This window comes from Roseisalinus antarcticus, assembly GCF_900172355.1.
In the GTDB taxonomy this organism is placed as follows: Bacteria; Pseudomonadota; Alphaproteobacteria; order Rhodobacterales; family Rhodobacteraceae; genus Oceanicola; species Oceanicola antarcticus_A.
The window spans coordinates 370759-383705 of the sequence record NZ_FWFZ01000001.1; the positions used below are offsets into that span (position 1 = coordinate 370759).

Genomic DNA, 12947 nt, shown 5'->3' on the forward strand with positions numbered 1-12947 from the left:
GGGATGATGACGGCTGCGGTTTGCGCCCTTCGGATGACGGGCATCACCAAGACCTTTCCCGGTGTCAAAGCCCTGTCCGACGTGAATTTCTCGGTCGATTACGGCCGCGTCCACGCCATCGTCGGCGAGAACGGCGCGGGCAAGTCCACGCTGATGAAGATCCTCGGTGGCGTGCATCTGCCCACCAGCGGCACGACCGAGATCAACGGTGTCGAAGTGCGCCTGCGCAAGCCCGCCGACGCCCAGCGTCACGGTGTCCGCATGGTCCACCAGGAAGTCAACCTCGTGCCCGACCTGACCGTGGCCGAGAACATCTACCTGGGGCGGATGCCGCGCCGCTCGATGTTCGTCGACAAGGCGGCCATGGTGCGCGACACCGCCGCCGTCCTGACCGAGATCGGCGCCTCCATCGACCCGGCGGCGCGGGTCGGCGACCTGACGATCAGCCAGCAGCAGCTGGTGGAGATCGCCAAGGCCTATTCGGCGGACCCGCGCATCATCGTGCTGGACGAGCCGACCTCCAGCCTCAGCGACCACGAGACCGCGGCGCTGTTGCGCATCCTGCGGCGCATGAAGGACGCAGGTATCGCGATCATCTACATCAGCCACCGCCTGAAGGAGGTGCTGGAGATCGCCGACGACGTCACCATCCTGCGCGACGGCGCCATGATCGAGACCCGCCCCGCCGACGGCATCACCCCGGCCAAGATGATCCAGCTTATGGTCGGTCGGGACGTGACCAACATCTTTCCCAAGATCGCCTCCACCATCGGTGCGCCCGTCCTGCGCGCCACGGGGCTCGGCGACGGGGCCACGTTCCACGACATCAGCTTCGAGGTGCGGGCCGGCGAGATCCTCGGCCTGACCGGCCTCGTCGGCGCGGGCCGGACCGAGGTCGCCCGCGCGATCTTCGGCCTGGCCCCCCTGCCCTTCGGCACGCTCGAAATCGGCGGAACCGAGGTGCGGATCGCGTCGCCCGCCGCCGCGATCCGGGCCGGCATCGCCTATGTGCCCGAGGACCGGAAGGGCGACGGAATCATCCCCGAGATGGTCGTGCGCGAGAACGTCAGCCTGCCGGTGCTGCAGGGCATGTCCCGGCTGGGCCGGATCAGCATGAAGGCGGACCGGGCCCTGGCCCGCCGCTATGCCCGCGAGCTGTCGATCATGCCCTCGGACCCCGAGCGCAAGGTCAGCCTGCTGTCGGGCGGCAACCAGCAGAAGGCGGTGATCGCCAAGTGGCTCTCGGCCAACCCGGCGGTCCTGATCCTCGACGAGCCGACGCGCGGCGTCGACGTGGGCGCCAAGGCCGAGATCCACCGCATCATCGGCGAGCTTGTCGCCGGCGGCATGGCGGTCGTCATGATCTCGTCCGAGATGCCCGAGGTCATGGGCGTCTGCGACCGCGTGATCGTCATGCGCGACGGCCGCGCCTCGCCGCCCATCGACCGCGCCGACCTGACGGAGGAACTCATCATGGCCCATGCCACCGGCGAAGACACGGTGGACCTCATCGCATGAACGACAGCTCTCTCACCGCCCCGGGCGTGGAGCAGAACGCCCCCAACGCCCGCTTCGACCGCGGCAACCGGCTGGTGGCGTTGTAGTCGCGCGGGGGGCTCGCGCTCGCGATTCTCGCGGTGCTGGTCTATGGTACCCTGTCCAGCCCGGTCTTTCTGACCACCGGCAATTTCGTCAATGTCTTCACCTCGATGGCCATCGTGGGCATCGTCGTGGTCGGCATGACCTTCGTGCTGGTGGTGGGCGGGCTTGCCGACCTCTCGGTGCCGGCCACCATCGCCTGCGGCGCGATCCTGTCGCTTGCCCTGCAACCGGCCATCGGGCCGGTGCCGGCCTTCCTGGTCGCGGTGGCACTGGCGGGGGGCTGCGGGTTGATCAGCGGGCTTTTGGTTGGCTATATCGGCATCAACCCGATCATCGCGACGCTCGGCGTGGGCACGATCGTGCTCGGCATCGTTGAATCCCTGGTGGGTGGCGTCATCGTCTACGGCACCGATCCCGCCACGGCGGAGCTGGTCAAGTCCCGTGTGTTCGGCATCCCGGTCGTGGTCCTGATCTTCGCCGCCATCGCCTGTGTCGGCCATTTCATCCTGTCGCACACCTATCTCGGGCGCTGGACCTTCGCCACGGGCGGCAATTACAGCGCGGCCGAGGCCAGCGCGGTTCCGGTGCGGGCGATCAAGGCCGGGGCCTTCGTCATGACAGGGCTTTGCGCAGGCCTCAGCGGCGGCCTGCTGGGCCTGACGCTGCAAAGTGCGCGGCCCCTGATTGGCACCGGATATGAGTTCAGCGCGATCACCGCGGTCGTGGTGGGCGGCGTGTCGATCATGGGCGGCGCGGGCTCGATCCCGCGGGCCATCGCGGCGCTGATCTTCGTGCAGTTCCTGACCAATATCATGGTGCTGCAGGGCGTGCGCACACCGGTCCAGGGCTTCGTGCTCGGCCTGCTGATCGCGGTCGCCGTGGCGCTGGACGTGGCGCTGCGCCGCCGGAGCGTTGCGTGATGGAATTTCTGATCTTCCTTCAAAAGTACCGGGTCGGCATCGTGCTGGGCCTCACACTTGCCATATCGGCGGTCTGGGTGCCGGGCTTTGTCAGCCTGACGACTTTCAGCCTGGGGTTTGATCGCGGGTCGACTGTCGGGCTTGTGGCGATCGGGCTGACAGTACTGCTGATCGCGGGCAAGATCGATTTGTCGGTCGGATCGGTGTTCGCGTTGTCGGGCATTGTCGCGATCATGCTGCAACCGGCACTTGGCCTCTGGCCCGCAGCGGTTGTCGGCGTTCTGGCGGGGGCGGCCTGCGGCGCGTTCAACGGGCTGCTGTCTGTGGTCTTCAAGGTTAATTCCCTTGTCGCAACCCTTGCCACCATGCTCATCTTCCGGTCCATCGCGCATTGGCTGACCGACAGCCAGCCCATGGCCGGGACCGACATCATGTTCTCGGTCAGGCTGGCGCAGATCTATTTCGACCTGTTCACCTTGCGCAGTGCACTTTTTCTGTTTTCGATCCTGTTGCTGCATATCTGGCTTAGCCGCACCGTGTCCGGTCGCAACCTTTTTGCAGTGGGATCAAACCCCGTGGCGGCCGAGGCCAGTGGCATCTCGGCGGACAGGATCGCGTTCCTGGGGTTTGTCTTTGCCAGCGCCATGGCAGGAGTTGCGGGCGTCTTGCAAAGCCTTGCGGCAAATACGGGATCGCCGGTGTTTGGATCGGAAATGACTGTGGCCGTGATTGCCGCCGTCGTCGTGGGCGGCACACGGATCGAGGGCGGTCGCGGATCGGCGCTGGGAACGCTTGGCGGCGTGCTGACGATTGCGGCGTTGACCACGGCGATGGAGTTTCAATCGGTGCCCGCCTACGTCCAGCGGGTGGTCGCAGGACTTATCCTGATCCTTCTCGTTCTCTTCGACCGGACTGTTCCCACCAACAGACGAACCAATTCCGCGGTGACCGCCGCTGAGTGACGCTTGCCATTAAATCAGGAGGAAACGATGGCTTTTAAGAAGACAATGTTCGGCGCAGGCACGGCCGCGCTCATGCTCACGGCTGGCTGGGCACAGGCGCAGACAGTGTGCTATGTCACCGCTGCGGATGCGCATGCCTATGTCACCCCCGCAAACGAGGCAATCGATGGCCGCGCGGCTGAATTGGGGCTTGAGATTCTCAGCCTCAGCCAGAATTTCGACGTCCAGACCGGCATCGAGCAGATGAGCACCTGCATCGCACGCGGTGTTGACGGGATCATCCTGTGGCCCCTTGATCCGCAGGCCTATATCCCCGGTCTTGCGCGGGCGCAGGCCGCCGATATTCCGACGATCCTGATCAATTCCCCAATGAACGAAGAGGCCGACCAGTTCATCGTCTCGTTCACCGGCCCCGACGTCTATGAAGAGGGCGAAATGGCCGCGGATTCCCTGAACGACGCCATGGGCGGTGCAGGGTCCATCGTAATCATCGCGGGTCAGGCCGGGAACGGGACCACAATCGGTCGCGTCGGCGGCTTTGTTGATCGTCTAGCGGAAATCGGCAGCGGGATCGAAGTGCTGGACACCGTCAACGCCGATTTCGACCAGCAGAAGGCGCTGGTCGCCAGCCGCGACCTGATCACCCGCTTCGGCGACGAGATCACCGGCGTCTATGCCAATGACGACACCATGGCCCGCGGCTTCATCGACGCATGGCTCGAGGCCAAGCCCGACACGCCGATGCCGCCCATCGTCGGCATCAACGGTCAGAAGGACGCGTTCGAGTCGATCCGCTCCGGCGAGATGTATTCGACCATCGTGCAATCGCCCATCGAGGACGGTCTGCTCGCGATCAACACCATGGCCGAGATCCTTGCGGGCAACGAGGTCGAGGCCCGGCTGCCGATCCCGCTGACCGTCGTGACGAGCGAGAACGTGGATATGGTCGAACCCGCCTTCTGAGGCAGGCCCGACCCGCAGGACCAAGGTGCCGCGGCCTCCCGCAAGGGGCCGCGGTACGCTGGGTTTCAGAGTCCTGTCTTGGGGCCCGCCCGAGGGCAGCCCCGGGGCGGGTCACACGTTGGACCAGGCGCCGTCGATCACATGGGCCACGCCGGTGGTGTAGCTCGACTCGTCGCCGGCGAGGTATACGACCAGGGCCGCGATCTCTTCGGCCTTGCCGATCCGACCCATCGCCTGCCGGGCGATGAAGGCCGCGCGGGCCGCCTCGTAATCGCCGGTGGCGGTCAGGCGCTGCTCAAGGCTCGGGCTTTCGACGGTCCCGGGGCAAATCGCGTTGCAGCGCACGCCCTGCGTGATGAAATCGGCGGCGATGGCCTTGGTCATGCCGATCACGCCGGCCTTGGTCGCGCCATAGACGAAGCGGTTGGGCGCGGCGATCACCGACGAGACCACCGAAGACATGTTGATGATCGAGCCGCCGCCGCCCACGATCATCCCCGGCAGGAATGCCCGGCACATCCGGTACATGGCGGTCATGTTCAGGTCGATGTTGAACGCCCAGTCCTCCTCGTCGCAATCGAGGATGGAGCCATGGGCCACGAAGCCCGCGCAGTTGAACAGGACATCCACCCCGGGGACGTCAGCCACCGCCGAGGCTATGCTGTCAGGGTCGCGCACGTCGAGGTGCCGGGTCGTGATCTCATCGGTCCCGTCGAGCGTGCCCAGCGTCTCCATGTTGATGTCGGTCGCGATCACCGACGCGCCCTCGCGGGCCATGGCCAATGCGCTGGCCTTGCCGATCCCCTGACCCGCCGCCGTCACCAGCGCGGTCTTCCCTTCGAGACGTCCCATCTTAACCCTTCTCCTCTTAGGCTTCATTTCCTTCCCTCTACAGCCATTCGTGCCAGAGCGGCAGGGACCTTGGCGCTCTCTCCCCCCGTCCCGGCGGATTTTTTGCCGGGGCGACGTCGGTAGCGGGCCGGGACGCGGGCCTGTCTGTCGCGTCGGAACGCGCTATATCAAAGCCTCCTGACGCCCCGAGGCCCGCCCCATGCTGATCCTGACCCGCGATACCGTGCGCAACCCGACGATCCTCAAGGTCCGGCAATTGCCGCGCAAGTTCTTCGGCCGCGTGACGGTCTGGCCGAAGGGAAAGATAGGTGCCGGGCTGTTCCTGCGGATCCTGGCGGAGTTCCAGACCCTGCGCTATTCCACCGCGCTCCTGCCCCTCATCGTGATCGCGCTGATCTGGAACGGCACCGCGCTGCCCCTGTCGCAGGCGCCGCTCTTGATGCTGGTGATCCTGTGGCTGGTCGAGATGCGCCTGCTGCGGGTGCCCGAGAAACGGCGCGCCGGGCTGATCGACGCGGCCGAGGCCGAGCGCGGCCTCGACCTGTTGCAGGTGCAGGCGCGGCAGGCCCTGACCCGGATCGCCGCCGGGCGCGGCCTGAAGGCGGGACAGCTGCACCTTGTGGTCGAACAATCGGAGCTGCGCCCCTTCCCGCCCCTGACCTATGTCTCGGTGCAATCCGAAGACGGGCCCGAGGTGCTGGACCTCGCCCCGGAGGAGCGGCAGATCCTGCGCGATACGCTGTTCCAGCCGCCACTGGACGAGCGCAGGCTGCACACGATCAATTCCGCCCAGAACGTCTTTCTGCGCGACGTGGCGCTTGATGCGCGGGGCGTCTCGGCCCATGCGCGGCTGTCGGCGGCGCTCGTCTGAGCCCCCACCGGGACGCTCAGGCGCTCAGGTCGAGAATCCGGCCGTAGGGGGGCGTGCGCCGGCCCGCGTCGGGCAGTGCCCAGATCACCGGCAGGCCGCTTGGGGCCGGGCCGGGATCGCCCTCCAGGTCGGTGAGGATGACCAGCGCTGCCGCCCCCAGACCCAGCGCCTCGGCCACCACCGGGCGGAAATCGGTGCCGCCGCCGCGCGGCAGCTCCGGCAGGCTCAGCCGGGTCTGGGTCGGATCCACCCGGTCGCGGACCCGCACCTGGTCGTCGAACACCATCAGGTGAAGCTCCGCCCGCATCCGCCGGGCGATGCCGGTCACCTCGCCCCAGAACAGCGCAAGGCGCGCGTCGTCGATGCTGCCCGAGGCGTCGATGGCCAGCGCGATGCGCGGCACGTCGGTCAGCGGCCGCCGGCCCGGCTCGAACCCCGGCGTCGGGCCGCCCGTCCGCGCAGCCTCGGCCACGCCCGCGATCCAGCGCCGCGCCGGACGCCGGTGGCTGGGCTGCGGCAGGACGGTGACCGCCCGGGCCAGCAGCCCGCGCAGGATGACCTCCCACGGGGTGCGCGGCTCGGGGATGTCGGCGATCCGGTGCCCGATCCGGCCCAGGCCCCGGCCCGCCTGCCGCCCGGCATCCATCGCCCGGGCGATATGCTGGCGCCAGCGGGCGGCCTCCTCCACGTCGCCCGCATCCTCCGCGCCGCCCGGCGACGGGTCGAGATCCGGGTCGAAACTGCGCTCGCGGGCGTATGTGCGGGCCTTGCCCCCGGCCCCGCCCGGCCCCGATGCCCGCCCCGCCAGCGCATGATAAAGCCGGTCGACGTCCCATTCCGCCAGCGCCGCCTCGGGCGCCAGATCCTGGCCGAGGCTTTCCGACAGCAGGCCGGTCAGGGTCACCGCGGGCCGCGGCAGGGCGTGCCCCGCCAGCAGCAGCGCCTCGTTCACCAGCGCATCCGCGGCGAGGTTGTAAAGGTCCGGCGCGAACCCTTCGCCCAGACGCGACTGCAGCCCTGCCAGCCGCGCCGGATGGCGCAGCGCCACATGCAGGACGTGATGTGCCGCAAGCCCGGTCTGCTCATGAAACGGCAACTCGGCGAAATCGGGGCCATAGGTGATCGTCGCGCCGTCGGTTCGGGTGTCCGACCCGTCGCGATGGGCGCACCAGAGCGACAGGGCTGCAATGGCAGGATCGGCCTCGGCCAGCGCCTGCAGGGCCGGGTGTGCGCGGGTCGAATGGCGCGGGGTCGTGGTCATCCGCGGCCCGCGGCCTCGCGCTCGGCGGCGTAGTCGGCATAGGCGCGGGAGTCCCGGAATGCCTCCTGCAGCCCCTCTGCAAGGGCCTTGTCGATCAGCAGCTCGAAGCCGTAGGTGCACAGCTCGCCCAGCGGCAGACGGGCGAATTCCGATTCGGGCCGCAGCTGCGAGAGCCGGCGGATATCGGCCATCACCTCGATGGCCGGGCCTATGGTCTCGCGCCCGGCCAGGGCGACGAGGGCATAGACCAGCGCCGTCAGGCCGTGCAGGCTCGCGGGATAAAGCTCCACCCGGTCGGCCTGTTTCAGCGCCAGCATGTCGCTTGCCTGCACGGTCGCGGCGATCTCTTCGGCGACCAGTATGAATTCGGCGGCGGCAGCCTCGCCCAGGGTGCCCGCGATCAGCACATTGCGCAGGGCCTTGTCCGGGACCGCCGTCAGGATCGTGCTGACGCGCGACCAGGACCGCGGCGTGCAGGCGATCATCTGGCCCCGGCGCAACGCCTCTTCGGTGGTGTCCAGCAGGTCGGGGCGGGTGCGGATGAACGCCGTCACCGCCGGATGCAGCCCGCGCGGGACCGCGTAGCGGGTCAGCCAGTCCGATGCCTCGGGCCGCAGGAAAAGATGGATCAACCGGTCCGACAGCGCCGTGCCCATCTCGTAGGCGACCGCGCCATCCTCCACCGCGTTGCCCGCGGCGACAATGAAGGTGGAGGGCGGCAACAGGTGCCGGCCGACCCGACGCTCCTGCAGCAGGCCATAGACCGTGGGCTGCAACGAGGGCGCGGCGGCGGTCAGCTCGTCCAGGAACAGGATCGCGGGCCGGGCCGGGTCGTCGGGCAGATCCTCGGGGCGGTACCAGACCGTGCGGCGGGTGTCGTGGTCATAGAACGGCAGGCCGCGCAGATCCTGCGGTTCGATCGTGGTCAGGCGCAGGTCAAAGAGCTGGCTTCCGGTCTCTTGCGCCAGTTGCTGGACGATCTCGGTCTTGCCGATGCCGGGGCGACCGTGGAGCATCCACGAGGTCGTCATCTGCCCCGCCGCCTGGGCCGCATGGCCCGCGCGCAGCGCCTCCAACGCACGGCCTGCGGATATCGCTGTGGTGTTGATCGACATGGCGTCCCTCCCCCGGAGCGCAACCCTAGCCGGGCGGGCGCCCGCGACAAGGGGGCCGCCGCGCGAGGGGCCTCGGCCAACCTCCGCCCATGGCAAAACGAATCGATTCAGTTCGGCATGGTTTGGCCCTATTCGCGCCGGGCTGACACCGCAGTTGGCAGGCATCCTGACAGCAAGGTCCCGCAAAGAGGGCGCATCTGACAGGGCATTGGCGCATCGAGAAAGGCACGACCATGGCGACCACAGGCACCCAGACCCCGACCCCGAGCAAGGGCCCCAAGGCCCCCACCCCCGCTCCGCACCCCTCCGGCAAGGGCGCGTCGGGCGACACGCCGGTCACCATCCGCGACTACGCCAGCATCTGAGTGCAGTCCGCCGGCCGCCCGCGAGGAACGCCGGGCGGCAGGCTTGATCGCCGCACGGGAGCGCGCCAATCTGGCGCGATGAGCGCGATTTCCACCATCCGCAACCTCGGCCCCGCGACCGAGGCCGCCTTTGCCCGGGCCGGTGTGACGACGGCCCGGGAGCTGCACGCGCTCGGCCCCGACGCGGCCTATGCCAAGCTGCTGGAGGTCGGTGAACGCCCTCATTTCATTGCCTATTACGCGCTGGTCATGGGCCTTCAGGGCCGTCCCTGGAACGATTGCCGGGGCGCGGAGAAGGACGCCCTGCGCACCCGGTTCGACGCCATCTGCGCCGCCGCCCGGCCCGCCCCGCAAAGCGAGCTCGAGCGGATGCTGGACATGATCGGCGTGGTGCCGAAGCGCGATCCGATGTAAAATCTATTTACATGTCGGGATCCGTCGGGCTATTGGATGTTAAATGTCATTACATCGAGACATCCCATGCCGCCAGACATCATCCTCGACGAAGAACTCGCCCGCCTCAGGCGGGTCGCGTGGCGGATGGATGCGCTGGTCTACATTCCACGCACGAACATTTCGCTGGGCCTCGACAATATCCTGGGCCTGATCCCCGGCGTGGGGGATCTGCTGTCGCTCGCGCCCTCGGTCTGGATGATCCATCGAGCCTGGAAGCTGGGGGCCACGGCCGGCGCCATCGCCTTCATGGTGACGAACCTGGTCGCGGACCTGATCGTTGGGACGGCGCCGATCCTCGGCGATATCTTCGACGTGCTCTACAATGCGAATATCCGAAACTACCAGCTGCTGGAAAAGAACCTGATCCGGCAGGCAGAGCGGGCCCGCACTGTCCAAGAGCCGCCGCGTCGGTCGCTGCCGCCGCAGCCAGCCGCGCTGCTCGCGGCCTGATCGAACTTGAAGGTCGCCGCGCAAGGTGCTGTCACAGAACGAAAACGGCCCCCGGCATCAATGCCAGGGGCCGTCTGAAAACATGCAGGCTGGATTAGCCGACCAGCTCGAGCCCCGAGAAGAAATAGGCGATCTCTTCCGCGGCCGTTTCCGGCGCGTCGGAGCCGTGAACCGAGTTTTCGCCGACGGATTCAGCGAACTCGGCGCGGATCGTGCCGGGGGCGGCGTCGGCGGGGTTGGTGGCGCCCATGACTTCGCGGTTCTTCAGGATCGCGCCCTCGCCCTCGAGCACCTGCACGACGACCGGCTTGGACGCCATGAACTCGCACAGCTCGCCGTAGAACGGACGGTCCTTGTGGACGATGTAGAATTGACCGGCCTGGGCCATGGTCAGCTGAATGCGCTTCTGCGCGACGATGCGCAGGCCGGCGTCCTCGAACTTGGCATTGATCTTGCCGGTCAGGTTGCGCTTGGTCGCGTCGGGTTTGATGATCGAAAGGGTGCGTTCCACAGCCATGATGGGGGCCTCTTGCAGGGTGAATGATTGCGCGTCGCCTAACATGAGGCCATGCCGCTGAAAACCCGCAAATAGGGCGCCGATTGACGGCTGCCCCCGGCTCTGGCAAGCCCCGCCCATGCTCAGGATTGAAAACATCTCGTATTCGGTCGAAGGCCGCCCCCTGATCGAGGGCGCCTCGGCCACCATTCCCACCGGTCACAAGGTCGGCGTCGTCGGGCGCAACGGCACCGGCAAGACCACGCTGTTTCGCCTGATCCGGGGCGAGCTGACTCTGGAGACGGGCGAGATCCGCCTGCCCCGTGGCGCCCGGATCGGCGGGGTAAGCCAGGAGGTGCCGGGCAACGAGGTCTCGCTTTTGGACACGGTGCTGGCCGCCGACACCGAACGCGCGAGCCTGATGGCCGAGGAAACCGAGGACCCGACCCGGATCGCCGAGGTCCAGACCCGGCTGGCCGACATCGACGCCTGGTCGGCCGAGGGCCGCGCCTCGTCGATCCTCAAGGGGCTGGGCTTCACCGATGCCGAACAGCGGATGCCCTGTTCCGCCTTCTCGGGCGGCTGGCGGATGCGGGTCGCGCTGGCGGCGGTGCTGTTCTCCGCGCCCGATTTCCTGCTGCTGGACGAGCCAACGAACTACCTCGACCTCGAAGGGGCACTGTGGCTGGAGAGTTACCTGTCGCGCTATCCCCACACGGTGCTGGTGGTCAGCCACGACCGCGGGCTGCTGAACCGCGCGGTGGGCGGGATCCTGCACCTCGAAGACCGCAAGCTGACCTATTACGCCACGCCCTACGACCGGTTCGCCGAGACCCGCGCGGCCCGGCTGGCGGCCGCCGAATCCGAGAATGCCAAGGCCAAGGCCCGCGTCGCCCACCTGCAAAGCTTCGTGGACCGGTTCCGCGCCAAGGCCTCGAAGGCGAAACAGGCGCAGAGCCGGTTGAAGATGATCGACAAGATCACCCTGACCTCGACCCCGCAGGAGGCCGCGCTCAGGGCCTTTTCGTTCCCCGAGCCCGAGGAGCTGTCGCCGCCGATCATCACCACCGACGGGGTCGGCGTGGGCTATGACGGCAAGCCCGTGCTGGACAAGCTGACCCTGCGCATCGACCAGGACGACCGGATCGCCCTGCTGGGCCGCAACGGCGAGGGCAAATCCACCCTTTCCAAGATGTTGGCGGGCAAACTTGATCCGCTGCACGGCAAGTACAACCAGTCGAACAAGCTGCGCATCGGCTATTTCGCCCAGCACCAGCTTGAAGAGCTCTTTCCCGACGAAAGCCCGATCGACCATGTCCGCGCCCTGCGTCCCGATGAAAGCCCCGCGCGGCTGCGGGCGCGGCTGTCGGGGTTCGGGCTGATGGCGGCGCAGGCGGAGCTGCCCGCGGCCAAGCTTTCGGGCGGGCAGAAGGCGCGGCTGTCGCTGCTGCTGGCGACCATCGACGCTCCGCATCTGCTGATCCTCGACGAGCCGACCAACCACCTCGACATCGAAAGCCGCGAGGCGTTGGTGGAGGCGCTGACCGCCTATTCCGGCGCGGTGATCCTGGTCAGCCACGACATGCACCTGCTGAGCCTGGTGGCCGACCGGCTGTGGCTGGTGAAGGGCGGTCGCGTCGCGCCGTTCGACGAGGACCTCGAGGCCTACCGCAAATTGCTGCTGTCCTCGGATACGCCCAAGGAAAAGGCGGACAAGCCGAAAACGCCCAAACCTTCGCGGGACGAGTTGATGACGCTGCGCTCCGAGGCCCGCAAATGCGAGGCGCGGGTGACAAAGATCAACGAAATGCGCGACAAGCTCGCCAGGAAGCTCGCCGATCCCGAGCTTTATGACGACAGCCGCGCCAACGAGCTGGCGACCTGGAACGCGAAATACGCCGAGGTGATGCAGGGGCTGGGCCGGGCCGAGACCCTGTGGATGCAGGCGCTGGAAAAGCTGGAGGCGGCAGAGGCGCGATGAGCGGATTGCCCGATTACATCGCGGCCTTCACGACGCTGTTCGTGATCATCGACCCGATCGGGCTGACCCCGTTGTTCGTGGCGCTGACCCAAGGCATGCCCGACCGCCGCAGACGCGCCATCGGCCTGCGGGCGGCGGTGCTGGCGGCGGTGCTGCTGACGCTCTTCGCGCTGTTCGGCGAGGCGCTGCTGGAATTTGCGGGGATCTCGATGCCGGCCTTCCGGATCGCCGGCGGCGTGCTGCTGTTTCTGACCGCGCTCGACATGTTGTTCGAGCGGCGCCAGTCCCGGCGCGAGGGCACGGCCGAGGCCTCCGAAGAGGATCACTCGGACGATCCTTCCGTCTTTCCGCTGGCGATTCCGCTGCTGGCGGGTCCGGGCGCCATCGCGACGATGATCCTGCTGACCGGGCAGTCCGATGGCCCCGGCGAGTTTGCCGGCGTCATCGGGGTAATGCTGGCGGTGCTGCTCATCGCGCTTGCGCTGTTCATGGTCGCGGGGCCGATCGAGCGGCTGCTGGGCAAGACCGGCGTCAATGTGGTCACCCGGCTGCTGGGGATGCTGCTGGCGGCGCTGTCCGTGCAGTTCATCCTCGACGGGCTGCGGACCTTCGGATTGGCCAGCTAGGCCCATGGACAGGGGCCAGGGGCGCCC

The 12947-nt window shown here is 67.6% G+C and carries 14 protein-coding genes; 10 read left to right on the forward strand and 4 right to left on the reverse strand.

What is annotated here, in order from left to right; translation table 11 throughout:
* The first annotated feature begins 6 nt into the window (after positions 1–6).
* The 4 genes from ROA7023_RS01750 (at position 7) to ROA7023_RS01765 (ending at position 4447) form a co-directional block, all read left to right on the forward strand.
* A complete protein-coding gene (locus ROA7023_RS01750; RefSeq protein WP_085877437.1) occupies positions 7–1518 on the forward strand; it encodes a sugar ABC transporter ATP-binding protein in 1512 nt (503 codons plus the stop codon).
* Positions 1519–1637: 119 nt separating this feature from the next.
* On the forward strand, positions 1638–2522 hold the full coding sequence (locus ROA7023_RS01755; RefSeq protein WP_200812440.1) for an ABC transporter permease: 885 nt from the start codon (positions 1638–1640) through the stop codon (positions 2520–2522).
* A gap of 77 nt (positions 2523–2599) precedes the next feature.
* Complete coding sequence (locus ROA7023_RS01760) at positions 2600–3484, forward strand: ABC transporter permease (protein WP_200812441.1); 885 nt, start codon at positions 2600–2602, stop codon at positions 3482–3484.
* Between the two features lie 27 nt (positions 3485–3511).
* Positions 3512–4447, forward strand: a complete 936-nt coding sequence (locus ROA7023_RS01765; protein ID WP_085877268.1) for a sugar ABC transporter substrate-binding protein — start codon at positions 3512–3514, stop codon at positions 4445–4447.
* A 111-nt stretch (positions 4448–4558) separates the two neighbouring features.
* On the opposite strand, the gene ROA7023_RS01770 is transcribed toward ROA7023_RS01765, so the two are convergent.
* A complete protein-coding gene (locus ROA7023_RS01770; protein ID WP_085877269.1) occupies positions 4559–5299 on the reverse strand; it encodes an SDR family oxidoreductase in 741 nt (246 codons plus the stop codon).
* 199 nt (positions 5300–5498) lie between these two features.
* Here ROA7023_RS01770 and ROA7023_RS01775 point away from each other — a divergent pair, with 199 nt between their 5' ends.
* Positions 5499–6170, forward strand: a complete 672-nt coding sequence (locus ROA7023_RS01775) for a hypothetical protein (protein WP_085877270.1) — start codon at positions 5499–5501, stop codon at positions 6168–6170.
* Positions 6171–6186: 16 nt separating this feature from the next.
* Here the strand turns inward: ROA7023_RS01775 and ROA7023_RS01780 are convergent, their stop codons facing one another.
* The gene (locus tag ROA7023_RS01780; protein WP_085877271.1) at positions 6187–7431 is read right to left on the reverse strand and encodes a vWA domain-containing protein; all 1245 of its coding nucleotides are present in this window, start codon (positions 7429–7431) and stop codon (positions 6187–6189) included.
* Positions 7428–8546 (reverse strand): AAA family ATPase, encoded by a 1119-nt coding sequence (locus ROA7023_RS01785; protein ID WP_085877272.1) that lies wholly within the window; start codon positions 8544–8546, stop codon positions 7428–7430. Before ROA7023_RS01785 ends, ROA7023_RS01780 begins: the two co-directional genes overlap by 4 nt.
* A gap of 233 nt (positions 8547–8779) precedes the next feature.
* On the opposite strand from ROA7023_RS01785, the gene ROA7023_RS25460 reads away from it, so the two are divergent.
* The 3 genes from ROA7023_RS25460 (at position 8780) to ROA7023_RS01795 (ending at position 9817) form a co-directional block, all read left to right on the forward strand.
* Complete coding sequence (locus tag ROA7023_RS25460; protein ID WP_268807964.1) at positions 8780–8911, forward strand: hypothetical protein; 132 nt, start codon at positions 8780–8782, stop codon at positions 8909–8911.
* Positions 8912–8989: 78 nt separating this feature from the next.
* On the forward strand, positions 8990–9325 hold the full coding sequence (locus ROA7023_RS01790; RefSeq protein ID WP_085877273.1) for a TfoX/Sxy family DNA transformation protein: 336 nt from the start codon (positions 8990–8992) through the stop codon (positions 9323–9325).
* Positions 9326–9391: 66 nt separating this feature from the next.
* Positions 9392–9817: a DUF4112 domain-containing protein gene (locus ROA7023_RS01795; protein WP_085877274.1), complete on the forward strand. Its 426-nt coding sequence runs from the start codon at positions 9392–9394 to the stop codon at positions 9815–9817.
* 94 nt (positions 9818–9911) lie between these two features.
* On the opposite strand, the gene ndk is transcribed toward ROA7023_RS01795, so the two are convergent.
* The gene (gene ndk, locus ROA7023_RS01800; protein WP_085877275.1) at positions 9912–10334 is read right to left on the reverse strand and encodes a nucleoside-diphosphate kinase; all 423 of its coding nucleotides are present in this window, start codon (positions 10332–10334) and stop codon (positions 9912–9914) included.
* A 118-nt stretch (positions 10335–10452) separates the two neighbouring features.
* On the opposite strand from ndk, the gene ROA7023_RS01805 reads away from it, so the two are divergent.
* Positions 10453–12294: an ABC-F family ATP-binding cassette domain-containing protein gene (locus tag ROA7023_RS01805; protein ID WP_085877276.1), complete on the forward strand. Its 1842-nt coding sequence runs from the start codon at positions 10453–10455 to the stop codon at positions 12292–12294.
* A complete protein-coding gene (locus ROA7023_RS01810; protein WP_085877277.1) occupies positions 12291–12920 on the forward strand; it encodes a MarC family protein in 630 nt (209 codons plus the stop codon). Before ROA7023_RS01805 ends, ROA7023_RS01810 begins: the two co-directional genes overlap by 4 nt.
* The last annotated feature ends 27 nt before the right edge of the window (positions 12921–12947 follow it).

Excerpts from the sequence above, each read along its gene's own strand:
- ROA7023_RS01805 (WP_085877276.1), top strand. The coding sequence starts at position 10,453 with ATGCTCAGGATTGAAAACATCTCGTATTCGGTCGAAGGCCGCCCCCTG.
- ndk (WP_085877275.1), bottom strand. The coding sequence starts at position 10,334 with ATGGCTGTGGAACGCACCCTTTCGATCATCAAACCCGACGCGACCAAG.
- ROA7023_RS01790 (WP_085877273.1), top strand. The coding sequence starts at position 8,990 with ATGAGCGCGATTTCCACCATCCGCAACCTCGGCCCCGCGACCGAGGCC.
- ROA7023_RS01780 (WP_085877271.1), bottom strand. The coding sequence starts at position 7,431 with ATGACCACGACCCCGCGCCATTCGACCCGCGCACACCCGGCCCTGCAG.
- ROA7023_RS01770 (WP_085877269.1), bottom strand. The coding sequence starts at position 5,299 with ATGGGACGTCTCGAAGGGAAGACCGCGCTGGTGACGGCGGCGGGTCAG.
- ROA7023_RS01750 (WP_085877437.1), top strand. The coding sequence starts at position 7 with ATGACGGCTGCGGTTTGCGCCCTTCGGATGACGGGCATCACCAAGACC.
- ROA7023_RS01765 (WP_085877268.1), top strand. The coding sequence starts at position 3,512 with ATGGCTTTTAAGAAGACAATGTTCGGCGCAGGCACGGCCGCGCTCATG.
- ROA7023_RS01810 (WP_085877277.1), top strand. The coding sequence starts at position 12,291 with ATGAGCGGATTGCCCGATTACATCGCGGCCTTCACGACGCTGTTCGTG.
- ROA7023_RS01795 (WP_085877274.1), top strand. The coding sequence starts at position 9,392 with ATGCCGCCAGACATCATCCTCGACGAAGAACTCGCCCGCCTCAGGCGG.
- ROA7023_RS01785 (WP_085877272.1), bottom strand. The coding sequence starts at position 8,546 with ATGTCGATCAACACCACAGCGATATCCGCAGGCCGTGCGTTGGAGGCG.
- ROA7023_RS25460 (WP_268807964.1), top strand. The coding sequence starts at position 8,780 with ATGGCGACCACAGGCACCCAGACCCCGACCCCGAGCAAGGGCCCCAAG.
- ROA7023_RS01775 (WP_085877270.1), top strand. The coding sequence starts at position 5,499 with ATGCTGATCCTGACCCGCGATACCGTGCGCAACCCGACGATCCTCAAG.